Source organism: Streptococcus infantis (assembly GCF_019929575.1).
Taxonomy (GTDB): domain Bacteria; phylum Bacillota; class Bacilli; order Lactobacillales; family Streptococcaceae; genus Streptococcus; species Streptococcus infantis_L.
The window spans coordinates 25,178-50,079 of record NZ_JAHZPU010000009.1 but is presented as its reverse complement, the minus strand read 5'-3'; the positions used below and the strand labels follow the sequence as shown (position 1 = coordinate 50,079).

The following is a 24,902-nucleotide window of genomic DNA, read 5'->3' as shown; positions in this document are numbered from 1 at the left end:
CTTGATTGTTGGAGGATTTTTTAGATGAACGAATTTGAAGATTTGCTAAATAGCGTTAGCCAAGTTGAGCCAGGTGATGTTGTTAGTGCTGAAGTATTGACAGTTGATGCTACTCAAGCTAATGTTGCAATCTCTGGAACTGGTGTTGAAGGTGTCTTGACTCTTCGCGAATTGACAAACGATCGCGATGCAGATATCAATGACTTTGTAAAAGTAGGTGAAGTATTGGATGTTCTTGTACTTCGTCAAGTAGTTGGTAAAGATACTGATACAGTAACATACCTTGTATCTAAAAAACGCCTTGAAGCTCGCAAAGCATGGGACAAACTTGTAGGACGTGAAGAAGAAGTTGTTACAGTTAAAGGAACTCGCGCTGTTAAGGGTGGACTTTCAGTAGAATTTGAAGGTGTACGTGGATTTATCCCAGCTTCAATGTTGGATACTCGTTTTGTACGTAACACTGAGCGTTTTGTAGGTCAAGAGTTTGATGCTAAAATCAAAGAAGTTGATCCTAAAGAAAACCGCTTCATTCTTTCACGTCGTGAAGTTGTAGAAGCAGCTACAGCAGCAGCTCGTGCTGAAGTATTTGGTAAATTGGCTGTTGGTGATGTTGTAACTGGTAAAGTTGCACGTATCACAAGCTTCGGTGCTTTCATCGACCTTGGTGGTGTTGACGGATTGGTTCACTTGACTGAATTGTCACACGAACGTAACGTTTCACCAAAATCAGTTGTAACTGTTGGTGAAGAAGTTGAAGTGAAAATCCTTGATCTTAACGAAGAAGAAGGACGTGTATCACTTTCACTTAAAGCTACAACACCTGGACCATGGGATGGCGTTGAGCAAAAATTGGCTAAAGGTGATGTTGTAGAAGGTACAGTTAAACGTTTGACTGACTTCGGTGCATTTGTTGAAGTACTGCCAGGTATCGATGGACTTGTTCACGTATCACAAATTTCACACAAACGTATTGAAAATCCAAAAGAAGCTCTTAAAGTTGGTCAAGAAGTTACTGTTAAAGTTCTTGAAGTTAATGCTGATGCAGAACGTGTATCACTTTCTATCAAAGCTCTTGAGGAACGTCCAGCTCAAGAAGAAGGACAAAACGAAGAAAAACGTGCTCCACGTCCACGTCGTCCAAAACGTCAAGAAAAACGTGACTTTGAACTTCCTGAAACTCAAACAGGATTCTCAATGGCTGACTTGTTCGGAGACATCGAACTTTAATTCATTCGAATTTGAAAAAAATCCTTTGTTTTTTAAACAGAGGATTTTTCTTTTTTCTACTAGCATTTTTTGATATAATGGTTTTATGTTATATTCAGAAAAAGAATCACTTTATCAAACAATAAATGAACAGCTCTCTTATCTTTTAGATGGAGAGCCCAATGTGTTGGCTAATTTATCTAATGCCAGTGCCCTACTAAAAACAAACTTTCCTAATACTGTTTTTGCAGGTTTCTACCTATTCGATGGGAATGAACTCATCTTGGGTCCTTTTCAAGGTGGGGTTTCTTGCGTGAGAATCACTCTTGGTAGAGGTGTGTGTGGCGAATCGGCAGCTAGTCGTCAAACAGTTATTGTTGGTGATGTAAAGACCTATCCAAATTATATCTCTTGTGATAGTAAAGCACTCAGTGAAATTGTTGTGCCAATGGTCAAAGATGGACAACTACTGGGTGTATTAGACTTGGATTCATCTCTTGTCGATGATTATGATGATCTGGATCAGAAGTATCTAGAAGAGTTTGTAGCTATTTTGTTAGATAAAACTGAATGGAACTTTTCAATGTTTGAGGAGAAAGCGTAATGTATCAGGCCCTTTATCGAAAATACAGAAGCCAAACCTTTTCACAGCTAGTAGGTCAAGAGGTTATTGCAAAAACTCTTAAACAAGCTGTTGAACAGGAAAAAATAAGCCATGCTTATTTATTTTCAGGACCTCGTGGAACTGGTAAAACCAGTGTAGCCAAAATTTTTGCTAAGGCAATGAATTGCCCTAATCAAGTAGGGGGAGAACCTTGTAATAACTGTTATATCTGTCAGGCAGTTACAAACGGTAGCTTGGAGGACGTTATCGAAATGGATGCAGCCTCTAATAATGGGGTTGATGAAATTCGTGATATCCGTGATAAATCAACCTATGCTCCGAGTGTTGCTTGCTATAAGGTTTATATCATCGACGAGGTTCATATGCTTTCAACAGGAGCCTTTAATGCCCTTTTGAAAACTCTTGAGGAACCAACTCCAAATGTTGTCTTTATTCTAGCAACGACAGAGCTTCATAAGATTCCTGCAACTATTTTATCTCGGGTTCAGCGATTTGAATTTAAATCTATCAAGACTCAGGATATTCGAGATCATATCTTCCATATTTTAGAAAAGGAAGGGATTGATTATGAGTCAGAAGCTGTTGAGATTATTGCTCGTCGAGCTGAAGGTGGTATGCGGGATGCCTTGTCCATCTTAGACCAGGCTTTGAGTTTGACGCAGGAAGCTAGATTGACAACAGCTGTTTCTGAGGAAATTACTGGGACTATCAGTCTAAGTGCTTTGGACGATTATGTGGCTGCTTTGGCACAAAAGGATGTAACTCGTGCTTTGGAAAAACTTGATTTGATTTTTGATAATGGAAAGAGCATGACACGATTTGTAACGGATTTGTTGCAATATTTACGAGATATTTTGATTGTCCAAACGGGAGGAGAGAATACTCACCATAGCCAGGTATTCAAGAATAATTTATCTCTGCCACAGGATCTCCTATTTGAAATGATTACCATAGCAACTGGAAGTTTAGCTGATATGAAGGCTAGCCTCCAACCAAAGATTTACGCAGAAATGATGACCATTCGTCTAGCTGAGCTTGAGGTTAAGCCAGCAATAACAGGTCAAGTCGCTGGTGAATTGGCAACTCTAAGAGAAGAAGTAGCACGATTGAAACAGGCCCTAGCAAATGTTAATGCAAGTCCCAAGCCGGCTACACCAACACCAAGTCGTCCAGTTAACACTAAGTCAGTTTACCGAGTAGATCGCAATAAGGTCCAATCTATTCTTCAAGAAGCTGTTGAAAATCCTGATTTGGCTCGTCAAAATCTAATCCGTCTACAAAATGCTTGGGGAGAAGTTATTGAAAGCTTGTCAGGTCCTGATAAGGCACTTTTAGTTGGTTCTCAACCTGTTGCGGCGAATGAGCATCATGCCATTCTTGCATTTGAATCTAACTTCAATGCTGGGCAAACCATGAAACGTGATAATCTCAACACCATGTTTGGCAATATCCTTAGTCAAGCAGCTGGTTTTTCTCCAGAAATTCTTGCTATATCTATGGACGAGTGGAAAGAAGTCAGAGCGGACTTTTCAGCTAAGGCTAAATCGGCTCAAGGAAACTCTGTCAAGGAAGATGTTGAAGAATCTGTTCTTCCCCAAGGATTTGAATTCCTAGCGGATAAAGTGACCATAGCAGAAGATTAAAAGGATTTTGTGAAACAATACAATGAATAGACAACAATTTATAATTATGGCCTTTTTTACTGCTGCTGAGACCTATTTCCTTAATGAATCCATCATGGAGCAACGGTATATTATGGCCTTGCTTTGGGCTATTTTAATCCTAAGAAATTTTAGAGTCAGCTATATTATGGGTAAAATTGTCAACGCTATAGATGACCATTTTCGAGGAAAGAAGTAACCCTCAGCTTCTAGACAAAATTAAAGCCTTTTAGGCTTTTTTTTGTTATACTATTAAAGTATATTTATTGACATTTTATCGTTTTTTACTAGAAAAATAAGGACAATTTTCTAGCAAAAATGGTAGAACGGATTGAAAAAGAAAGGAACTATCATGTCAGTATTAGAGATCAAAGATCTTCACGTTGAAATTGAAGGAAAAGAAATTTTAAAAGGGGTCAATCTGACTCTTAAAACAGGAGAGATTGCAGCTATCATGGGACCAAATGGAACTGGGAAATCAACTCTTTCTGCCGCTATTATGGGAAATCCTAACTATGAAGTAACCAAAGGTGAAGTCTTGTTTGACGGCGTAAACATCCTTGAATTGGAAGTTGACGAGCGTGCGCGTATGGGGCTTTTCCTGGCTATGCAATACCCATCAGAAATTCCAGGTATTACTAATGCTGAGTTTCTTCGTGCAGCCATGAATGCTGGAAAAGAAGATGATGAAAAGATTTCTGTTCGTGAGTTTATTACTAAACTAGACGAGAAGATGGAATTGCTCAACATGAAAGAAGAAATGGCAGAGCGTTACCTTAACGAAGGTTTCTCTGGTGGTGAAAAAAAACGTAATGAAATTCTTCAACTTTTGATGTTGGAACCAACTTTTGCCCTTTTGGACGAGATTGACTCTGGTCTTGATATTGACGCTCTTAAAGTCGTATCGAAAGGTGTTAATGCTATGCGTGGTGAAGGTTTTGGTGCTATGATTATTACTCACTACCAACGTCTTTTGAACTACATCACACCAGACGTGGTACACGTGATGATGGAAGGTCGTGTTGTCCTTTCTGGTGGTCCAGAATTGGCTGCGCGTCTAGAACGTGAAGGATACGCAAAACTAGCTGAAGAACTTGGCTACGACTACAAGGAAGAATTGTAATTCCCTCGTATCTTTTAGGAGAAGTAAATGACTAAAGAAACTATTAAACTTTTTTCAGAAATGCACGCTGAACCAAGCTGGTTGGCTGAACTCCGTCAAAAAGCTTTTGATAAGATTGAGAGTTTAGAATTACCAGTTATTGAGCGTGTCAAATTCCACCGTTGGAATCTGGGGGATGGAACGATTACAGAAAGTGAGCCGTCAGCAAATGTTCCAGACTTCACAGCTCTAGATAATCACTTAAAGTTGGTACAAGTAGGAACTCAAACAGTTTTTGAGCAAATTCCAGTTGAATTGGCTGAACAAGGAGTTGTCTTTACAGACTTTCATTCAGCTTTAGAAGAAATTCCAGAACTTGTAGAAGAATTTTTCATGTCATCAGTCAAGTACGACGATGACAAGTTGGCGGCCTACCACACGGCTTACTTTAACAGTGGTGCAGTTCTCTACATTCCTGACAACGTAGAAATCACAGAACCAATCGAAGGAATTTTCTACCAAGATAGTGATGTGCCATTTAACAAGCATATTTTGATCATTGCTGGTAAAAATTCTAAAATTAGCTATCTTGAACGTCTAGAGTCACGTGGGGGAGCTAGTGCTAAGGCAACTGCCAATATCACAGTTGAAGTGATTGCACGTTCAGGTGCGCAAGTGAAATTTGCGGCTATCGACCGTCTAGGCGAAAATGTCACTGCCTACATTAGCCGTCGTGGTAAATTAGGCAACGATGCAAGCATTGACTGGGCAATTGGTGTCATGAACGAAGGAAACGTGGTTGCTGACTTTGATAGTGACTTACTTGGGAATGGTAGCCATGCAGACCTCAAGGTCGTAGCACTTTCAAGTGGCCGTCAGGTACAGGGAATTGATACTCGAGTAACTAACTATGGTTGCAACTCTATCGGTAATATCCTCCAACATGGTGTTATTCTTGAAAAAGCAACTTTGACCTTCAATGGTATTGGCCACATTATTAAGGGTGCTAAGGGAGCAGATGCCCAACAAGAAAGCCGTGTTCTTATGCTTTCTGACCAAGCGCGTTCCGATGCCAACCCAATTCTTTTAATTGATGAAAATGATGTCACTGCAGGTCACGCGGCTTCTATTGGTCAAGTTGATCCAGAAGACATGTACTACCTCATGAGCCGAGGACTGGACAAGGCAACTGCAGAACGTTTGGTTGTTCGTGGTTTCCTTGGATCCGTTATCGTTGAGATCCCTGTCAAGGAAGTTCGTGATGAAATGATTGCGACAATCGAAGAAAAATTGTCAAAACGCTAAGGGGAAGCCTATGTTAGATGTAGAAGTGATTCGCAAGGATTTTCCAATTTTAGATCAGATTGTTAATGACGAACCTCTGGTTTATTTGGATAATGCTGCGACGACACAAAAACCACTAGCTGTTCTGGAAGCCATTAACCGCTACTATGAACGGGATAATGCCAATGTTCACCGTGGAGTTCATACCTTGGCGGAACGGGCTACAGCTTCCTATGAAGCTGCTCGTGAAACTATTCGGAAGTTCATCAATGCACCTTCAACAAAGGAAGTGCTCTTTACCAGAGGAACGACTACTAGTCTTAATTGGGTAGCACGTTATGCTGAAGAAATCTTGACTGAGGGTGACCAGGTCTTGATTTCTATCATGGAACACCATTCCAATATCATTCCTTGGCAAGAAGCCTGCCGCAAGACTGGGGCTGAGCTTGTCTATGTCTATCTCAAGGATGGGGCTCTAGATATGGATGATTTGCGTTCTAAATTGACCGCTAAGGTTAAGTTTGTTTCGCTAGCTCACGCCTCAAATGTTCTTGGTGTGGTCAATCCTATCAAAGAAATTACTCAATTGGCTCATCAAGTTGGAGCCATTATGGTGGTGGATGGCGCCCAGTCTACACCACATATGAAGATTGATGTCCAGGACTTGGATGTGGACTTCTTTGCCTTTTCAGGTCACAAGATGGCTGGTCCAACTGGTATCGGTGTTCTTTATGGCAAAGAAAAGTATCTGGAGCAAATGTCACCAGTTGAATTTGGTGGCGAAATGATTGATTTTGTCTATGAGCAATCTGCTAGTTGGAAGGAATTGCCTTGGAAATTCGAGGCTGGAACTCCTAACATGGCAGGTGCTATCGGACTGGCTGCTGCAGTGGATTATTTGGAAAGTCTTGGTATGGATGCCATTGAAGCCCATGAACAAGAATTGATCGCATACGTCTATCCAAAATTACAGGAAATTGAAGGTTTGACCATTTATGGTTCGCAAGATTTGGCTCAACGTTCAGGTGTTATTGCCTTTAACCTAGGTGATCTTCATCCTCACGACCTTGCGACTGCTCTGGATTATGAAGGAGTAGCAGTTCGTGCGGGTCACCATTGTGCCCAACCCTTGCTCCAGTATTTGGACGTTCCAGCAACAGCTCGTGCAAGTTTTTATATCTACAATACCAAGGCAGATTGCGACAAACTAGTCGATGCCTTACTAAAGACAAAGGAGTTTTTCAATGGCACTTTCTAAACTAGATAGCCTCTATATGGCAGTGGTAGCAGACCATTCGAAAAATCCTCATCACCAAGGGAAGTTGGAAGATGCTGAGCAAATCAGTCTAAATAATCCAACCTGTGGGGATGTTATCAATCTCTCTGTCAAGTTTGATGCAGAGGATCGTTTGGAAGATATCGCTTTTCTAAATTCAGGATGTACCATCTCAACTGCCTCTGCAAGTATGATGACAGATGCCGTTTTAGGAAAAACCAAACAAGAAATCTTAGAACTTGCGACTATCTTTTCTGAAATGGTCCAAGGACAAAAAGATGAGCGTCAAGACGAGCTTGGAGACGCAGCTTTCTTATCAGGTGTTGCTAAGTTCCCTCAACGGATCAAGTGCGCAACCATAGCTTGGAACGCCCTTAAGAAAACAATAGAAAATCAAGAAAACAAATAAGACAAGATTCTTTTGTCTTATGAATCATTAGCATTAAAGAATGAAAGAAAGGATATTATGGCTGAAGAAAGAGTAGAACCAAAACCAATTGACCTTGGTGAATATAAATTTGGTTTCCATGACGATGTAGAGCCTGTCCTATCGACAGGAAAAGGATTGAATGAAGATGTCATTCGTGAACTATCAGCTGCCAAGGGAGAACCTGAGTGGATGTTAGAATTCCGTTTGAAGTCTTATGAAACCTTCAAAAAAATGCCCATGCAAACCTGGGGAGCAGACTTGTCAGAGATTGACTTTGATGACTTGATCTATTACCAAAAACCATCTGATAAACCAGCCCGTTCTTGGGATGAAGTTCCTGAAAAGATTAAAGAAACCTTTGAACGTATCGGGATTCCGGAAGCTGAGCGTGCTTATCTAGCAGGTGCCTCTGCCCAGTATGAGTCAGAAGTAGTTTACCATAACATGAAGGAAGAATTTGAGAAGTTAGGAATTATCTTTACAGATACAGATTCTGCCCTCAAAGAATACCCAGACTTGTTTAAACAATACTTCGCTAAGTTGGTTCCGCCGACAGATAACAAGTTGGCAGCCCTCAACTCAGCAGTGTGGTCAGGTGGAACCTTTATCTATGTACCAAAAGGTGTCAAGGTTGATATTCCACTTCAAACTTACTTCCGTATCAACAACGAAAATACTGGTCAGTTTGAACGTACCTTAATTATCGTTGATGAGGGAGCAAGTGTCCACTATGTAGAAGGATGTACAGCGCCTACTTATTCAAGTAACAGCTTGCACGCTGCCATCGTAGAAATCTTTGCTTTGGATGGAGCTTACATGCGTTATACAACCATCCAAAACTGGTCTGATAACGTCTATAACTTGGTTACAAAACGTGCTAAGGCTCAAAAAGATGCGACTGTTGAGTGGATTGATGGGAACTTGGGTGCCAAAACAACTATGAAATATCCATCTGTTTACCTTGATGGAGAAGGGGCGCGTGGAACCATGCTTTCTATTGCCTTTGCTAATGCAGGGCAACATCAGGATACTGGTGCCAAGATGATCCACAACGCTCCACATACCAGTTCGTCTATCGTGTCTAAGTCTATTGCAAAAGGTGGAGGTAAGGTAGACTACCGTGGACAAGTAACCTTTAATAAAAACTCTAAGAAATCTGTTTCTCACATCGAGTGTGACACCATTATCATGGATGACTTGTCAGCATCAGATACTATTCCGTTTAATGAAATCCACAACTCGCAAGTAGCTTTGGAACACGAAGCTAAGGTTTCTAAGATTTCAGAAGAACAATTGTATTACCTCATGAGTCGTGGATTGTCAGAATCCGAGGCAACAGAGATGATTGTCATGGGATTTGTGGAGCCCTTCACCAAAGAACTTCCAATGGAATATGCAGTTGAGCTGAACCGCTTGATTAGCTACGAAATGGAAGGATCAGTTGGATAATTTTTATAAAGAAAAACTGAGGCTGGGACAAAAGTCCTAGCCTCTTAATTGGCTTTGGATTGTCGAGCAAGACGCAGTGGTTGAGTGGGCTCTACTACGCTTATTTCATCAGCTTTTACATCCTTACTCAACTGTGCGGAGGTGGGACGACGAAATCGTATTCTAACGAATTACCGATTTCTGTCCCACTCTCAGTTTTTTTGGTTTATGAGGCTAATAAATATTCACAAAAATCCTTATATATGATAAAATAATACAATCTTATAAATTTGGAGATGAATTATGAATATTTTTAGAACCAAGGACGTTAGTCTAGGTAAAACAGAAATGCATCGTCATTTAAAACTATGGGATTTAATTCTTTTGGGAATTGGTGCTATGGTGGGAACAGGTATCTTCACCATTACAGGAACAGCTGCAGCAACACTAGCAGGGCCTGCTCTTGTTGTATCTATCGTGATTTCTGCGATTTGTGTGTCCTTATCCGCCCTCTTTTTCGCAGAATTTGCCTCTCGTGTTCCTGCAACGGGTGGAGCATATAGTTATTTATATGCAATTTTGGGTGAATTTCCAGCCTGGATAGCTGGTTGGTTAACCATTATGGAATTTATGACAGCAGTTTCAGGTGTTGCCTCTGGTTGGGCAGCCTATTTTAAAGGTTTGCTAAGTCATTATGGAATTTCCTTGCCACAAGTCTTGAATGGAACTTTTAATCCTGAACATGGTACTTATATTGATTTTTTACCAATTTTAGTAATTCTACTTGTTACAGGTGTTGTACTTTTAAATTCGAAAGCAGCTCTTCGTTTTAATTCTATTCTTGTTGTTTTAAAATTTTCTGCTCTTGCCTTATTTATCCTGGTTGGTATTTGGTACATTAAACCTGAAAATTGGTCAGATTTTGCACCATTTGGTTTTGGTCAGATTTATGGAGGAAGCACTGGAATTATGGCAGGTGCTTCACTCATGTTCTTTGGATTCTTAGGTTTTGAGTCCATTTCTATGGCAGTTGATGAAATTCAAAGCCCACAAAAGAATATTCCACGTGGGATTGTTTTATCCTTAACCATTGTAACCATTCTGTATGCCTTGGTTACCTTGATATTGACAGGTATCGTTCACTATAGCAAGCTCAATGTTGATGATGCAGTGGCTTTTGCTCTTAGAAGTATTGGTATTGGTTGGGCAGCTAATTATGTTTCTCTCGTTGCAATTTTTACTTTGATTACGGTATGTATTTCCATGACCTATGCCTTGTCACGAATGATTTATAGTTTGGCACGTGATGGGCTCATGCCTCAGAGTTTCAAACAAGTGACTAAGACCAGTCGTGTTCCTAAGAATGCGACCATTTTAACAGGTTTTGTTTCAGCGATTGCAGCTGGGATCTTCCCTCTGGCAAGTATCGCAGCCTTCCTCAATATCTGCACCTTAGCCTATCTTATTCTCTTAGCCTATGGGATTATCAAATTGAGAAAAGATAAGGGTATGCCCAAAGAGGGAGAATTTAAAACACCCCTAGTTCCTTTTTTACCAATCTTGTCTATTCTGATCTGCCTTTCATTTATGCTTCAATATACTCTTGAAACATGGATGGCATTTGGACTAGCTTTATTAATAGGCGTTATTATTTACTTTGTTTATGGATATAACCATTCGACTGTAGCTGAAAATGAATAAAGAAAAAATCGCGAAATTCGCGATTTTTCGATTTTTTATAACTTCTCGTTAACAAAACGAACGAAGCGATTCCACCAAACTTTTAAGAAGAAGGCTTTTTCGACATTTTTTTCTGCGACCATCTCAAAACTAGGTTTGTCAGTTGTAATGTATCCTTGACCAACTAGATCCTTGTCTTCATAAGTCAAATGTCCAACGACAGTTCCTGCCTCTAGTGGAGCAGTGTGTTCAGTCGTGTCCGCTGTGTAAGTAATAGTTGATTGTGTACGACTACCCAGACGTTGTACGATTTTGATATCTTCTTTGGCGACAGCTGTAACTGTATCTTCCTTCCCATCTAATACAGGCGATTTACTATCTTCATAACTTTCTCCTTGTTTGACGATTGTCTGAAGAGCAAAGTTTGATGAGATGTAATCTAAAATAGAAGAAGTAGCTGTGAAGCGTGCATATGGATTAGTATCTTGGTTGTCAGCGTTTAAGACAACTGTGATGATGCGCATTCCTTTTTCTACAGTCGTACCTACAAAGGATGCTCCAGCTTTATCAGTCGTACCAGTTTTAAGTCCATCAACACCACCACGATAAGCAGGCATTCCCTCCAACATATAGTTGGTAGAATGAATGGTCATCCCTGCAAAAGTAGAAGAAGGTTTCTTTGTGATTTCTAAAACTTGAGGATACTTGAGGATGAGATTGCGAGCAACGACAGCAACATCATAAGCGCTCAATTTGTTTTCATCATCTTTCTTTGAACCAGGATAGATATTAGTGCCAAGAGTTTCATTGTTGAGCCCTGTTGTGTTGACGAGTGTAGCGTCTTGAATTCCCCATTCTTGTAGTTTGGCCTTCATCATATCTACAAAGTCCTTCTCAGAACCGGCAATTTTTTCAGCTAAAGCGATAGCAGCACTGTTAGCGCTAGATACCAAAGTTGCTTCTAGCAACTCTTCGACAGTGTAATTTCTAGCTTCCATGGGAACATTACTAGCCGCAGAATTAGTTGTCAACTGGTAGGGGTAATCAGAAATTTCTACAGGAGTAGAAAGAGAGATTTTCCCCTGTTCCAAGGCTTCGTAAACGAGATATACGGTAAGCAATTTGCTAATAGAAGCAATTTCAACAGGTTGAGTAGCATCCTTTTCGTATAATATCTTACCGCTATTAGCTTCAACAGCAATGGCATGTTTTGCTGCTACATCAAAATCCTGGGCAAAAACCGTAGTAGCGGAACCAAACGAAATAAGTGTTAATAGTGTTAAAAATAATTTCTTCATAGTAATTGTATTCTATCATAAAGACAAAAAATATTCTTGTTTTTATAATGTAGGTTATCAATCTTTTTTGAAATATGGTAAAATAGGAAAAAGAGGAGGTGGCTTATGTTTCGGAGAAATAAATTATTCTTCTGGACCACTGAGATATTATTAATAACCCTTATTTTCTACTTATGGAGAGAAATGGGTGCTATTATTACACCCTTTGTCAGTGTTGCAAATACGATCATGATTCCTTTTTTATTGGGAGGATTTTTGTATTACCTAACCAACCCAATTGTTATCTTTTTAGAGAAGGAATGCAAAATCAATCGCATCATTGGGATTTTGTTAACCCTTTGTGCCTTAATTTGTGCAATCGTACTTAGTTTTGTCTATCTGCTACCGATTTTGATTAATCAGTTGAGTAGCCTAATCTATTCGAGTCAAAACATTTATGGTCGTCTTCAAGATTTAGTCATTGAGTTATCAAAACATCCAGCCCTGCAAAATCTAGATATTCAACAAACTATTCAACAACTAAATCTCTCATATGTTGATATTTTGCAAAATATCTTGAACAGTGTGACAAATAGTGTTGGCAGTGTTCTCTCTGCACTCGTAAGCACTGTATTGATTATCATCATGACACCAGTCTTCTTGATTTACTTCCTACTTGATGGTCATAAATTTTTACCGATGCTAGAAAGAACTGTATTAAAACGAGATAAATTGAACATATCTGGTTTATTGACAAACCTAAATACAACTATTTCTCGTTACATTAGTGGAGTGTCTATAGATGCAGTTATTATTGGATGTTTAGCTTTTATCGGTTATAGTGTGATTGGTCTAAGATATGCCTTGGTCTTCGCCATTTTTTCTGGATTGGCTAATTTGATTCCATATGTAGGACCAAGCATTGGCTTGATTCCAATGATTATTTCAAATCTCTTCACAGATCCTCATAAAATGATTATTGCTGTCATTTATATGTTGATTATTCAGCAAGTTGATGGAAATATTTTATATCCACGTATCGTGGGTGGAGTTATGAAGGTTCACCCAATTACTATTTTAGTCTTGCTTTTATTATCAAGTAATATTTACGGTGTGATTGGGATGATTGTTGCTGTTCCTACCTATTCCATTTTAAAAGAGATCGCTAAATTCTTAGCGCGACTGTATGAAAATCATAAGGAAGCACAAGAAGTTAAGAAACATCTATCAGAATAAAGATGTCGGGATAAAAGCTCCCGACCTTTTTTTGATTATAGTATCTTTGGTGCTGTATTTGATCAACTTTTTATTGGTTTTAAAACTTTCTAATCTCTTATGATGAAACTTTAATTTTTTCAATACACAACTCTTTACAAACAACTGAATGATTGAAGTCTTTCGGGGCTGGAAATAGGAAATTCAGACTTGGGTTATCGATTGATGGTCTATCGCCTTTTGCTGAAATAAGCCTATTTATAGATATTTTAAATAAATTGGTAGAGGAAGTAGAGCGAGAATAAGAATAATTCACAAAAACTTTGTAAAACACTTGCAATTTAGCTGAAATTTGATAAAATAGTAAGGAAAGTTAGACTGTATTGCCTACTGTCTATCTATAAAATATATTTTATTGGAGGCTTTTACTCAAATGGCAAAAGAAAAATACGATCGTAGTAAACCACACGTTAACATTGGTACTATCGGACACGTTGACCACGGTAAAACTACCCTAACTGCAGCTATCACAACTGTTTTGGCACGTCGCTTGCCTTCAGCAGTTAACCAACCTAAAGACTATGCGTCTATCGATGCTGCTCCAGAAGAACGCGAACGCGGTATCACAATCAACACTGCGCACGTTGAGTACGAAACTGAAAAACGTCACTACGCTCACATCGACGCTCCAGGACACGCGGACTACGTTAAAAACATGATCACTGGTGCCGCTCAAATGGACGGAGCTATCCTTGTAGTAGCTTCAACTGACGGACCAATGCCACAAACTCGTGAGCACATCCTTCTTTCACGTCAGGTTGGTGTTAAGCACCTTATCGTCTTCATGAACAAGATCGACTTGGTTGACGACGAAGAATTGCTTGAATTGGTTGAAATGGAAATCCGTGACCTTCTTTCAGAATACGACTTCCCAGGTGACGATCTTCCAGTTATCCAAGGTTCAGCTCTTAAAGCTCTTGAAGGTGACTCTAAATACGAAGACATCATCATGGAATTGATGAACACTGTTGATGAGTACATTCCAGAACCAGAACGTGACACTGACAAACCATTGCTTCTTCCAGTCGAAGACGTATTCTCAATCACTGGACGTGGTACAGTTGCTTCAGGACGTATCGACCGTGGTACTGTTCGTGTCAACGACGAAATCGAAATCGTTGGTATCAAAGAAGAAACTAAAAAAGCAGTTGTTACTGGTGTTGAAATGTTCCGTAAACAACTTGACGAAGGTCTTGCAGGAGATAACGTAGGTGTCCTTCTTCGTGGTGTTCAACGTGACGAAATCGAACGTGGACAAGTTATCGCTAAACCAGGTTCAATCAACCCACACACTAAATTCAAAGGTGAAGTTTACATCCTTACTAAAGAAGAAGGTGGACGTCACACTCCATTCTTCAACAACTACCGTCCACAATTCTACTTCCGTACTACTGACGTTACAGGTTCAATCGAACTTCCAGCAGGTACTGAAATGGTAATGCCAGGTGATAACGTGACAATCGACGTTGAGTTGATCCACCCAATCGCCGTAGAACAAGGTACTACATTCTCTATCCGTGAGGGTGGACGTACTGTTGGTTCAGGTATGGTTACAGAAATCGAAGCTTAATTCGATTTAGTTCCCAGAAGAACAATTATTTAAGTCAGACACTAAAAGAATCTTGCTATGCAAGGTTCTTTTTTGCGATCATAAGTGAGAGAGTTCCTTTTTTACAATTTCATAAAATCATGGTAAAATGGTTAAATATTAAATTTGGAGAAAAATATGAAGTACAAGCGTATCGTATTTAAAGTGGGAACTTCATCCCTGACACATAAGGATGGAAGTTTATCTCGCAGTAAAGTAAAAGCAATTACACAACAGCTTGCAATGCTGCATGAAGCAGGTCATGAGCTAATTTTGGTGTCTTCTGGGGCTGTTGCGGCAGGTTTTGGAGCCTTAGGATTTAAAAAACGACCGACCAAGATTGCGGATAAGCAAGCTTCAGCGGCGGTTGGTCAAGGATTGCTTCTGGAAGAATATACAACAAATTTGCTCTTAAGACAGATTGTTTCAGCGCAAATCTTGCTAACTCAGGATGATTTTGTCGATAAGCGACGTTATAAAAATGCCCATCAAGCTTTATCTGTCCTTCTCAATCGTGGCGCGATTCCTATTATCAATGAAAATGACAGTGTCGTTATTGATGAGCTCAAGGTCGGAGATAATGATACACTCAGTGCTCAGGTAGCTGCAATGGTGCAGGCAGATCTTTTGGTCCTCTTAACAGATGTAGACGGTCTTTATACTGGTAATCCTAACTCGGATCCAAGTGCGAAGCGGTTAGAGAGAATTGAGATCATCAATCGAGAAATTATCGATATGGCTGGCGGAGCAGGTTCATCTAATGGAACTGGAGGTATGCTGACTAAGATAAAGGCAGCGACCATTGCGACAGAGTCAGGAGTACCGGTTTATATCTGTTCATCCTTGAAAGCTGATGCTATGATAGAGGCGGCAGAGAAGACTTTGGATGGTTCTTACTTTGTTGCACAGGAAAAGGGACTTCGTACCCAGAAGCAGTGGCTGGCCTTTTATGCCAAAAGTCAGGGAGCAATTTGGGTTGATAAAGGGGCGGCAGAAGCCCTCTCTCAACATGGAAAGAGTCTCCTTTTATCAGGGGTTGTAGATGTTGAGAGCAATTTTTCTTATGGTGATATTGTAACGGTATTTGATAAGGAAACTGGAAAATCACTCGGAAAAGGTAGAGTGCAACTAGGTGCATCGGGTCTCAAAGATGTCCTTCGTTCTCAAAAAGCCAAGGGAGTCCTGATTCATCGTGATGACTGGATTTCTATCACTCCTGAAATCCAACTACTCTTTACAGAATTTTAGAGGTAAACTATGGTAAGTACACAAGAACAATTTGAACTGGTACAGGCAGTTAAAAAAACCATCAATACTGCTAGTGAAACAGTAAAAAACCAAGCCTTGCTAGCTATGGCCGATCACTTATTGACAGCTACTGAAGAGATTTTATCAGCTAATGTTCGTGATATGGAAGCGGCTAAGGGGAAAATCTCAGATGTTATGTTGGATCGTCTTTATTTGGATGCAGGGCGTATAGAAGCAATGGCAACTGGGATTCGTGAAGTGATTGCTTTACCAGATCCAATCGGTGAAGTCCTAGAAAGAAGTCAGCTTGAAAATGGTTTGGTCATTACTAAGAAGCGTGTGGCTATGGGTGTTATTGGCATTATCTATGAAAGTCGTCCTAATGTGACTTCTGATGCAGCTGCCCTTGCTCTCAAGAGTGGAAATGCGGTTGTTCTTCGTAGTGGTAAGGATGCCTATCAAACAGCTCATGCCATTGTCACAGCCTTGAAGAAGGGCTTGGAGACTACTACCATTCATCCAGACGTCATTCAATTAGTAGAAGATACTAGCCGTGAAAGTAGTTATGCCATGATGAAGGCTAAGGGTTATCTAGATCTTCTCATTCCTCGTGGTGGTGCTGGTTTGATCAATGCCGTGGTTGAAAATGCTATTGTACCTGTTATCGAGACAGGGACTGGGATTGTTCATGTCTACGTTGACAAGGACGCGGATGAAGACAAGGCACTGTCTATTATCAATAACGCTAAAACTAGTCGTCCTTCAGTCTGCAATGCCATGGAAGTGCTGCTTGTTCATCAAGACAAGGCGGCAAGCTTCCTTCCTCGTTTAGAACAAGTTCTAGTTGCTGAGCGAAAAGAAGCTGGTCTTGAACCGATTCAATTTCGTTTGGATGCTAAAGCAAGTCAATATATTTCTGGACAAGCAGCAGTGGCTCAAGACTTTGACACTGAGTTTTTAGACTATGTCTTAGCTGTTAAAGTAGTTTCTAGTCTTGAGGAAGCTGTAGAGCATATCGAAGCCCACAGCACCCATCATTCGGATGCGATTGTGACTGAAAATGCTGATGCTATAGCTTACTTTACAGATCAAGTGGACTCGGCAGCGGTTTATGTCAATGCTTCGACTCGTTTCACAGATGGTGGACAATTTGGTCTTGGTTGTGAAATGGGGATTTCTACTCAGAAATTGCATGCGCGTGGTCCAATGGGCTTGAAGGAATTGACTAGCTACAAATATGTAGTTACTGGTGATGGACAGATAAGGGAGTAAGAGATGAGGATTGGATTTATCGGTTTGGGAAATATAGGTTCCAGCTTGGCTAAGGCTGTCTTGCAGGCAAAAATGAGTCATCAGATTCTCCTCGCTAATCGTAGTCAAGCTAAGGTGGATGCTTTTATTGCCAATTATGGTGGTCTGGCTTCTAGTAATGACGAAATCTTTGCAGAAGCAGATGTGATTTTTCTAGGAGTGAAGCCAGCTCAATTCTCTGAACTCCTTACTCAATATCAGTCAATCCTTGAGAAACGAGAAAGTCTTCTTTTGATTTCCATGGCAGCTGGTTTGACCTTGGAAAAACTTGCTAGTTTTCTTCCAAGTCACCATAGGATTATTCGCATCATGCCTAATACACCTGTTGCTATTGGGCAAGGAGTGATTAGCTATGCTTTGTCTGCAAATTGTCATCCAGAAGACAGTGAACTTTTCTGTCAACTGTTAGCCAATGCAGGGCAGTTGGTTGAAATAAGTGATGGTTTAATAGATGCAGCAACAGGACTTGCAGGATGTGGACCAGCCTTTGTCTATCTATTTATCGAAGCCTTGGCAGATGCAGGAGTTCAAACAGGATTGCCAAGAGAAACGGCATTGAAAATGGCGGCTCAAACAGTAGTTGGTGCAGGTCAAATGGTCCTAGAAAGTCAGCAACATCCTGGAGTCTTGAAAGACCAAGTTTGCAGCCCAGGAGGTTCGACCATTGCTGGTGTAGCAAGTCTAGAAGAGCATGCTTTTAGAGGAACCGTTATGGATGCTGTCAATCAAGCCTACAAAAAAACTCAAGAATTAGGCAAATAAGAGTGAGCGTTAAAACTCAACCTCTTTTTTTCTTACAAAGAAGGAAATGAAAAAAGCTTTTCACAAATCCCTATTTTTTTGATAGAATAGAAGAGAGAAAAATAGAAATGAGTCAGACATGTCAAAAGGATTTTTAGTCTCTCTTGAGGGACCAGAGGGAGCAGGAAAAACAAGCGTTCTTGAAGCCCTAATCCCTATATTAGAGGATAGGGGAGTGGAAGTTTTAACAACCCGTGAACCAGGTGGGGTCTTAATTGGAGAAAAAATTCGCGAAGTTATCCTAGATCCTAGTCACACTGAAATGGATCCTAAGACTGAGCTTCTCCTCTATATTGCTAGTCGTCGACAACACTTGGTGGAAAAGGTCTTACCAGCACTTGCAGCTGGAAAACTGGTTATCATGGATCGCTTTATCGATAGTTCTGTTGCTTATCAGGGCTTTGGGCGTGGTTTAGATATCGATGCCATTGATTGGCTTAATCAGTTTGCAACAGATGGACTGAAACCTGATTTGACTCTTTATTTTGATATTGAGGTCGAAGAGGGACTGGCACGTATTGCTGCCAACAGTAATCGGGAAGTCAATCGTTTGGACATGGAAGGTCTGGATCTACACCGAAAAGTTCGTCAAGGTTATCTATCTCTTTTGGAAAAGGAAACAGACCGCATTGTAAAAATTGATGCAAGTCTACCTCTTGATCAAGTGATTGAAAATACGCAGCAGCAACTTTTTGACAGGATGGGATTAAGGAGATGAAACAAGAGCAATTAAGAGCTTGTCAACCTCTACAATTTGAACGTTTTGTCCATATCTTGGAGCAAGGGCAACTCAATCACGCCTATCTCTTTTCAGGTAATTTTGGAAGTTTAGAGATGGCCCTTTTCTTGTCTAAAAGTCTCTTTTGTAGTGAGAAAACTGGTATTTTTCCTTGTGAAAAATGTCGGAATTGTAAATTGATTGAGCAGGAAGAGTTTCCTGATGTGACCATAATTAAACCTCTGAATCAAGTCATTAAGACAGAGCGTATTCGAGAATTAGTTGGTCAATTTTCCCAGTCTGGTATTGAAAATCAACGTCAGGTCTTTATTATCGAACAAGCAGAAAAAATGCATGTGAATGCTGCAAATTCACTCTTGAAGGTTATTGAAGAGCCACAAAGTGAGATTTATATTTTCTTTTTGACCGATGATGAGGAACAGATGTTACCAACGATTCGAAGTCGGACACAGATTTTCCAATTTAAGAAACAAGTCTCTACTTTAATGTCACAGCTCGAAGAGGCTGGTTTAGTAAAAAATAAAGCTAAGCTATTGGCTCAGTTTAGTCAATCGCAGGCGGAGGCTGATAAGCTTGTCCATCAAGCAGGATTTTGGACACTAGTAGATGAAAGTGAACGCCTCTTTTCTTGGCTTTTATCCCATAAAAAAGAATCCTATTTGCAAGTTGCAAAATTAACGAGTTTGGCTGATGATAAAGAAAAGCAAGATCAAGTGCTCAGGATTTTAGAGGTACTAGCTGGTCAAGAGATTCTCGATGTTTCAGCTCGAAATATTTTGCAAAATCTCGTCCAAACTCGAAAAATGTGGCGGGCCAATGTTAGCTTTCAAAACGCTTTGGAATACCTGGTTTTACAAAAAAATTTAAAGTAAAGATAGATTATAGAAAGGGCTGTAATGAATAAAAAAGAATTATTTGATGCTTTAGATGACTTTTCACAGCAATTGTTGGTAACCTTGGCAGACGTCGAAGCTATCAAGAAAAATCTCAAGAGTTTGGTAGAGGAAAATACAGCTCTTCGTTTAGAAAATGATAAACTGAGAGAACGTTTGGGAGAGGTTGAGGAGACAGCTCCAGCTAAGACTAAACATGTAAGGGAAAATGTCCGTCGCATTTATGAGGATGGTTTTCATGTTTGCCGTGACTTTTATGGCCAACGTCGGGAGCAAGATGCAGAATGTATGTTCTGTGATGAACTGTTGTTTAGGGAGTAAGTATGCAGATTCAAAAGAGTTTTAAGGGACAAACTCCCTACGGCAAGCTTTATCTAGTCGCAACGCCAATTGGTAATCTAGATGATATGACTTTTCGCGCCATTCAGACCTTGAAAGAGGTCGACTGGATCGCGGCAGAAGATACTCGTAATACGGGATTTTTGCTCAAGCATTTTGAAATTTCAACCAAGCAAATCAGTTTTCACGAACATAATGCCAAGGAAAAAATTCCTGATTTGATTGGTTTGTTGAAGCAAGGTCAAAATCTTGCCCAAGTATCTGATGCAGGGATGCCTAGTATTTCTGACCCGGGTCATGATTTGGTTAAGGCTGCGATTGAAGAAGATATCGCAGTTGTCACGGTTCCAGGAGCTAGTGCAGGAATTTCTGCCTTGATTGCCAGCGGCTTGGCACCACAACCCCACATCTTTTATGGTTTTCTACCACGAAAGTCAGGCCAACAAAAGCAATTTTTCGAAGTCAAAGAAGCTTATCCAGAAACTCAGATTTTCTATGAATCTCCTCACCGTGTAGCGGATACACTGGAGAATATGCTAGAAGTCTATGGTGATCGCTCGGTGGTCTTGGTCAGAGAATTGACCAAAATCTTTGAAGAATATCAGCGTGGAACTATTACTGAATTATTAGAAAGTATTTCTCAAACACCTCTTAAAGGCGAATGCCTTCTCATTGTAGAAGGTGCTAGTCAAGAAGTAGAGGATAAGGATGAAGAGGATTTATTTTCTGAGATACAGGACCGCATTCAGCAAGGCATGAAGAAAAATCAAGCCATTAAGGAAGTTGCAAAGATTTACCAATGGAACAAAAGCCAGCTATACGCAGCTTATCACGAATGGGAAGACAATCAATCCAATGACTAAACAGGGAAGTTTGCCTTCTTCCCTTTTTTTGTTATACTAGAAGAAGAAAAAAATAGAAAGATTTGTGGGAGTGAAAAAGTCCTGTGGACTTTTTCAGCCTGAGCCTGAAAACTCGAAAGCGAAGTAAGTCCTGTGGACTTTTTCAGCCTGAGCCAAAAAATTCGAAAGCGAAGCAAGTTCGTTGAACTTTTTTAACCCGATTCAGGAAATTCACACTCCCAAAGAGGTATTAGTGTCGTGTCTCAATCTTATATCAATGTTATCGGTGCGGGCTTGGCGGGTTCTGAAGCAGCCTACCAAATCGCAGAGCGTGGTATTCCAGTTAAACTTTATGAAATGCGTGGTGTCAAGTCAACACCGCAACACAAAACTGACAATTTTGCAGAATTGGTTTGTTCTAACTCATTGCGTGGGGATGCACTTACAAATGCCGTTGGTCTCCTTAAGGAAGAAATGCGTCGCCTAGGTTCTCTTATCTTGGAATCGGCAGAAGCAACACGTGTTCCTGCTGGTGGTGCTCTGGCGGTTGACCGTGATGGTTTCTCGCAAATGGTTACTAAAAAGATTGCCAATCATCCTTTGATTGAGGTCGTTCGTGACGAAATTACAGAATTGCCAACAGATGCCATTACAGTTATTGCAACTGGTCCTTTGACTAGTGATGCCCTTGCTGAGAAAATTCACTCTCTAAATGGAGGAGACGGTTTTTATTTCTACGATGCTGCAGCGCCTATTATGGATGTCAATACAATCGATATGAACAAGGTTTATCTCAAATCTCGATATGATAAGGGAGAAGCAGCTTATCTGAATGCTCCAATGACCAAACAAGAGTTTATGGATTTCCATGAAGCCTTGGTCAATGCAGAAGAAGCTCCGTTGAATTCTTTCGAAAAAGAAAAATACTTCGAAGGCTGTATGCCAATTGAAGTCATGGCTAAACGAGGCATCAAAACCATGCTTTATGGACCAATGAAACCAGTTGGTTTGGAGTATCCAGACGATTACACAGGTCCTCGTGATGGAGACTTTAAAACACCTTATGCAGTCGTTCAACTTCGTCAGGATAATGCGGCAGGTAGTCTCTATAATATCGTTGGATTCCAAACTCACCTTAAATGGGGAGAACAGAAACGTGTCTTCCGAATGATTCCAGGTCTTGAAAATGCGGAGTTTGTTCGTTACGGAGTTATGCACCGTAATTCTTACATGGATTCACCAAATCTTCTTGAGCAAACATACCGTTCTAAAAAACAACCAAATCTCTTCTTTGCAGGTCAGATGACGGGTGTAGAAGGCTATGTTGAGTCAGCAGCTTCAGGTTTAGTTGCAGGAATTAACGCGGCTCGTCTTTTCAAAGGAGAAAGCCCAGCTGTTTTTCCTGAAACAACAGCAATTGGAAGTCTGGCTCATTACATCACCCATGCCGATAGCAAACACTTCCAACCCATGAATGTTAACTTCGGCATTATCAAGGAGTTGGAAGGCGAACGAATTCGTGATAAGAAGACTCGTTATGAAAAAATTGCAGGGCGTGCCTTGGCTGATTTGGAAAACTTTTTATCCGTTTAAAATTTTCAAAAGAATAACTCATGAGACTATAAAATTCTCAAAAAATGTGATAAAATAGTTTGAATAAAATAAAGGAGCGAAGTCAGGTGGAACCCAAATATAAACGTATTTTGATTAAGTTATCAGGTGAGGCCCTTGCAGGCGAACGTGGTGTCGGAATTGATATCAAAACAGTTCAAGCAATGGCTCAAGAAATTCAAGAAGTACATAACTTAGGTATTGAGATTGCCCTCGTAATTGGTGGAGGAAATCTCTGGCGTGGAGAACCTGCAGCAGAAGCTGGAATGGATCGTGTTCAGGCAGACTACACAGGAATGCTTGGAACAGTTATGAATGCTCTTGTGATGGCAGATTCATTGCAACAAGTTGGTGTGGATACACGTGTTCAAACAGCCATTGCCATGCAACAAGTAGCAGAACCTTACGTTCGTGGACGTGCCCTTCGCCATCTTGAAAAAGGACGTATTGTTATATTTGGTGCTGGAATTGGATCACCATACTTCTCAACAGATACAACAGCGGCCCTTCGTGCAGCTGAGATTGAAGCGGATGCTATCTTAATGGCTAAGAATGGTGTCGACGGTGTCTACAATGCTGATCCTAAAAAAGATAAGACAGCCGTTAAATTTGAAGAGTTGACTCACCGTGACGTGATCAATAAAGGTCTCCGTATCATGGACTCAACTGCTTCAACACTTTCAATGGATAATGATATTGACTTGGTAGTTTTCAACATGAACCAACCAGGAAATATTAAACGTGTTGTATTTGGTGAAAATATCGGAACTACAGTTTCAAATAATATCGAAGAAAAGGAATAAGAAATCATTATGGCAAACACAATCGTAGAAAAAGCAAAAGAGAGAATGACCCAATCTCACCACTCACTTGCTCGTGAGTTTGGAAGTATTCGTGCCGGCCGTGCTAACGCTAGCTTACTTGACCGCATCCATGTTGAATACTATGGTGTTGAAACACCACTTAACCAAATTGCTTCTATCACAATCCCAGAAGCGCGTGTCTTGTTGGTAACACCATTTGACAAATCATCTTTGAAAGATATCGAACGTGCCTTGAACGCTTCAGACCTTGGTATAACACCGGCTAACGATGGTTCTGTTATTCGCTTAGTTATCCCAGCTCTTACAGAAGAAACTCGTCGTGACCTTGCTAAAGAAGTGAAGAAGGTCGGTGAAAATGCTAAAGTTGCTATCCGTAATATCCGTCGTGACGCTATGGATGAAGCTAAGAAACAAGAAAAAGCTAAAGAAATCACTGAAGATGAATTGAAGACTCTTGAAAAAGATATTCAAAAAGCTACAGACGATGCTGTTAAACACATCGACGACATGACTGCCAATAAAGAAAAAGAAATCTTGGAAGTCTAAGAAATAAACAGAAAAACTCAGTTGGCATTGCTGGCTGAGTTTTATTCGAAAGAAGGAAACATGAATACAAATCTTGCAAGTTTTATCGTTGGACTCATCATCGATGAAAATGACCGTTTTTACTTTGTCCAAAAAGATGGTCAAACATATGCCCTAGCTAAAGAAGAAGGTCAGCATACGGTAGGTGATACTGTCAAAGGTTTTGCTTACACGGATATGAAGCAAAAACTTCGCTTGACGACCCTAGAAGTAACTGCAACCCAGGACCAATTTGGTTGGGGGACCGTAACAGAAGTCCGCAAGGATTTAGGTGTCTTTGTTGATACAGGTCTTCCTGACAAGGAAATTGTTGTGTCACTTGATATTCTTCCTGAGCTTAAAGAACTTTGGCCAAAAAAAGGCGATCGTCTATACATTCGTCTAGAAGTAGACAAGAAAGACCGTATTTGGGGCCTACTGGCTTATCAGGAAGATTTCCAACGATTGGCTCGTCCTGCCTACAATAACATGCAGAACCAAAACTGGCCTGCAATCGTTTATCGTCTCAAATTATCGGGTACCTTTGTCTATCTGCCTGAGAATAACATGCTGGGCTTTATTCATCCTAGCGAACGTTATGCAGAGCCACGTTTGGGTCAAGTCCTAGATGTACGTGTCATTGGTTTCCGTGAGGTGGATCGTACACTTAATCTTTCACTTAAACCTCGCTCTTTTGAGATGTTAGAAAATGATGCACAAATGATTTTGACCTACTTGGAAAGTAATGGTGGATTTATGACCTTAAATGACAAATCTTCACCAGATGACATAAAAGCAACTTTTGGTATCTCAAAAGGTCAATTTAAAAAAGCACTCGGTGGTTTAATGAAGGCTGGAAAAATTAAACAAGACCAGTTTGGTACGGAGTTAATTTAGG

Annotated in this window: 24 protein-coding genes; 23 read left to right on the top strand and 1 reads right to left on the bottom strand. The window is 40.3% G+C overall.

Annotated elements, in window-relative coordinates; all coding sequences use genetic code 11:
• Positions 1–24: 24 nt before the first annotated feature.
• The 10 genes from rpsA to K1I67_RS04610 all read left to right on the top strand — a co-directional run bounded on the left by rpsA (position 25) and on the right by K1I67_RS04610 (position 10,713).
• Positions 25–1,227: a 30S ribosomal protein S1 gene (rpsA, locus tag K1I67_RS04655; RefSeq protein WP_223339022.1), complete on the top strand. Its 1,203-nt coding sequence runs from the start codon at positions 25–27 to the stop codon at positions 1,225–1,227.
• A gap of 85 nt (positions 1,228–1,312) precedes the next feature.
• The gene (locus K1I67_RS04650; protein ID WP_223339020.1) at positions 1,313–1,810 is read left to right on the top strand and encodes a GAF domain-containing protein; all 498 of its coding nucleotides are present in this window, start codon (positions 1,313–1,315) and stop codon (positions 1,808–1,810) included.
• On the top strand, positions 1,810–3,474 hold the full coding sequence (gene dnaX, locus K1I67_RS04645; protein WP_223339019.1) for a DNA polymerase III subunit gamma/tau: 1,665 nt from the start codon (positions 1,810–1,812) through the stop codon (positions 3,472–3,474). The genes K1I67_RS04650 and dnaX overlap by 1 nt, the downstream gene beginning before the upstream one ends.
• Positions 3,475–3,496: 22 nt before the next feature.
• Positions 3,497–3,691, top strand: a complete 195-nt coding sequence (locus tag K1I67_RS04640; RefSeq protein WP_223339018.1) for a DUF3272 family protein — start codon at positions 3,497–3,499, stop codon at positions 3,689–3,691.
• 153 nt (positions 3,692–3,844) lie between these two features.
• Positions 3,845–4,615: a Fe-S cluster assembly ATPase SufC gene (sufC, locus tag K1I67_RS04635; RefSeq protein ID WP_000114489.1), complete on the top strand. Its 771-nt coding sequence runs from the start codon at positions 3,845–3,847 to the stop codon at positions 4,613–4,615.
• A gap of 27 nt (positions 4,616–4,642) precedes the next feature.
• Positions 4,643–5,899, top strand: a complete 1,257-nt coding sequence (gene sufD / locus K1I67_RS04630) for a Fe-S cluster assembly protein SufD (RefSeq protein ID WP_223339017.1) — start codon at positions 4,643–4,645, stop codon at positions 5,897–5,899.
• Between the two features lie 10 nt (positions 5,900–5,909).
• A complete protein-coding gene (locus K1I67_RS04625) occupies positions 5,910–7,136 on the top strand; it encodes a cysteine desulfurase (protein WP_223339016.1) in 1,227 nt (408 codons plus the stop codon).
• Positions 7,123–7,563: a Fe-S cluster assembly sulfur transfer protein SufU gene (gene sufU, locus K1I67_RS04620; protein WP_223339014.1), complete on the top strand. Its 441-nt coding sequence runs from the start codon at positions 7,123–7,125 to the stop codon at positions 7,561–7,563. The genes K1I67_RS04625 and sufU overlap by 14 nt, the downstream gene beginning before the upstream one ends.
• Positions 7,564–7,620: 57 nt before the next feature.
• On the top strand, positions 7,621–9,033 hold the full coding sequence (gene sufB, locus K1I67_RS04615) for a Fe-S cluster assembly protein SufB (protein ID WP_000797051.1): 1,413 nt from the start codon (positions 7,621–7,623) through the stop codon (positions 9,031–9,033).
• A gap of 282 nt (positions 9,034–9,315) precedes the next feature.
• The gene (locus tag K1I67_RS04610; RefSeq protein WP_223339012.1) at positions 9,316–10,713 is read left to right on the top strand and encodes an APC family permease; all 1,398 of its coding nucleotides are present in this window, start codon (positions 9,316–9,318) and stop codon (positions 10,711–10,713) included.
• Positions 10,714–10,748: 35 nt separating this feature from the next.
• Here the strand turns inward: K1I67_RS04610 and pbp3 are convergent, their stop codons facing one another.
• On the bottom strand, positions 10,749–11,990 hold the full coding sequence (pbp3, locus tag K1I67_RS04605; RefSeq protein WP_223339011.1) for a D-alanyl-D-alanine carboxypeptidase PBP3: 1,242 nt from the start codon (positions 11,988–11,990) through the stop codon (positions 10,749–10,751).
• 105 nt (positions 11,991–12,095) lie between these two features.
• Here pbp3 and K1I67_RS04600 point away from each other — a divergent pair, with 105 nt between their 5' ends.
• The 13 genes from K1I67_RS04600 to cvfB all read left to right on the top strand — a co-directional run bounded on the left by K1I67_RS04600 (position 12,096) and on the right by cvfB (position 24,901).
• Positions 12,096–13,205 carry an AI-2E family transporter gene (locus K1I67_RS04600; RefSeq protein WP_223339010.1) on the top strand — a complete coding sequence of 370 codons (1,110 nt, stop codon included), beginning with the start codon at positions 12,096–12,098 and terminating at the stop codon, positions 13,203–13,205.
• A 412-nt stretch (positions 13,206–13,617) separates the two neighbouring features.
• Positions 13,618–14,814, top strand: a complete 1,197-nt coding sequence (gene tuf, locus K1I67_RS04595) for an elongation factor Tu (protein WP_001040718.1) — start codon at positions 13,618–13,620, stop codon at positions 14,812–14,814.
• A gap of 156 nt (positions 14,815–14,970) precedes the next feature.
• Positions 14,971–16,080 carry a glutamate 5-kinase gene (gene proB / locus K1I67_RS04590; protein ID WP_223339009.1) on the top strand — a complete coding sequence of 370 codons (1,110 nt, stop codon included), beginning with the start codon at positions 14,971–14,973 and terminating at the stop codon, positions 16,078–16,080.
• A gap of 9 nt (positions 16,081–16,089) precedes the next feature.
• Positions 16,090–17,352: a glutamate-5-semialdehyde dehydrogenase gene (locus K1I67_RS04585; protein ID WP_223339008.1), complete on the top strand. Its 1,263-nt coding sequence runs from the start codon at positions 16,090–16,092 to the stop codon at positions 17,350–17,352.
• Positions 17,353–17,355: 3 nt separating this feature from the next.
• On the top strand, positions 17,356–18,153 hold the full coding sequence (gene proC / locus K1I67_RS04580) for a pyrroline-5-carboxylate reductase (RefSeq protein WP_223339007.1): 798 nt from the start codon (positions 17,356–17,358) through the stop codon (positions 18,151–18,153).
• A gap of 118 nt (positions 18,154–18,271) precedes the next feature.
• Positions 18,272–18,910, top strand: coding sequence for a dTMP kinase (gene tmk, locus K1I67_RS04575; RefSeq protein WP_223339006.1), 639 nt, complete (start codon positions 18,272–18,274; stop codon positions 18,908–18,910).
• Positions 18,907–19,803, top strand: coding sequence for a DNA polymerase III subunit delta' (locus tag K1I67_RS04570; protein ID WP_223339005.1), 897 nt, complete (start codon positions 18,907–18,909; stop codon positions 19,801–19,803). The genes tmk and K1I67_RS04570 overlap by 4 nt, the downstream gene beginning before the upstream one ends.
• Before the next feature lie 24 nt (positions 19,804–19,827).
• Complete coding sequence (gene yabA, locus K1I67_RS04565; protein ID WP_001034369.1) at positions 19,828–20,145, top strand: DNA replication initiation control protein YabA; 318 nt, start codon at positions 19,828–19,830, stop codon at positions 20,143–20,145.
• Between the two features lie 2 nt (positions 20,146–20,147).
• On the top strand, positions 20,148–21,026 hold the full coding sequence (gene rsmI / locus K1I67_RS04560) for a 16S rRNA (cytidine(1402)-2'-O)-methyltransferase (protein WP_223339002.1): 879 nt from the start codon (positions 20,148–20,150) through the stop codon (positions 21,024–21,026).
• A 237-nt stretch (positions 21,027–21,263) separates the two neighbouring features.
• Positions 21,264–22,598, top strand: coding sequence for a methylenetetrahydrofolate--tRNA-(uracil(54)-C(5))-methyltransferase (FADH(2)-oxidizing) TrmFO (gene trmFO, locus K1I67_RS04555; RefSeq protein ID WP_223339001.1), 1,335 nt, complete (start codon positions 21,264–21,266; stop codon positions 22,596–22,598).
• A gap of 86 nt (positions 22,599–22,684) precedes the next feature.
• Positions 22,685–23,419: a UMP kinase gene (gene pyrH / locus K1I67_RS04550; RefSeq protein WP_000433488.1), complete on the top strand. Its 735-nt coding sequence runs from the start codon at positions 22,685–22,687 to the stop codon at positions 23,417–23,419.
• A gap of 9 nt (positions 23,420–23,428) precedes the next feature.
• Positions 23,429–23,986 carry a ribosome recycling factor gene (gene frr, locus K1I67_RS04545; protein ID WP_223338998.1) on the top strand — a complete coding sequence of 186 codons (558 nt, stop codon included), beginning with the start codon at positions 23,429–23,431 and terminating at the stop codon, positions 23,984–23,986.
• A 60-nt stretch (positions 23,987–24,046) separates the two neighbouring features.
• Positions 24,047–24,901, top strand: a complete 855-nt coding sequence (gene cvfB / locus K1I67_RS04540; RefSeq protein ID WP_223338996.1) for an RNA-binding virulence regulatory protein CvfB — start codon at positions 24,047–24,049, stop codon at positions 24,899–24,901.
• Position 24,902: the final 1 nt, after the last annotated feature.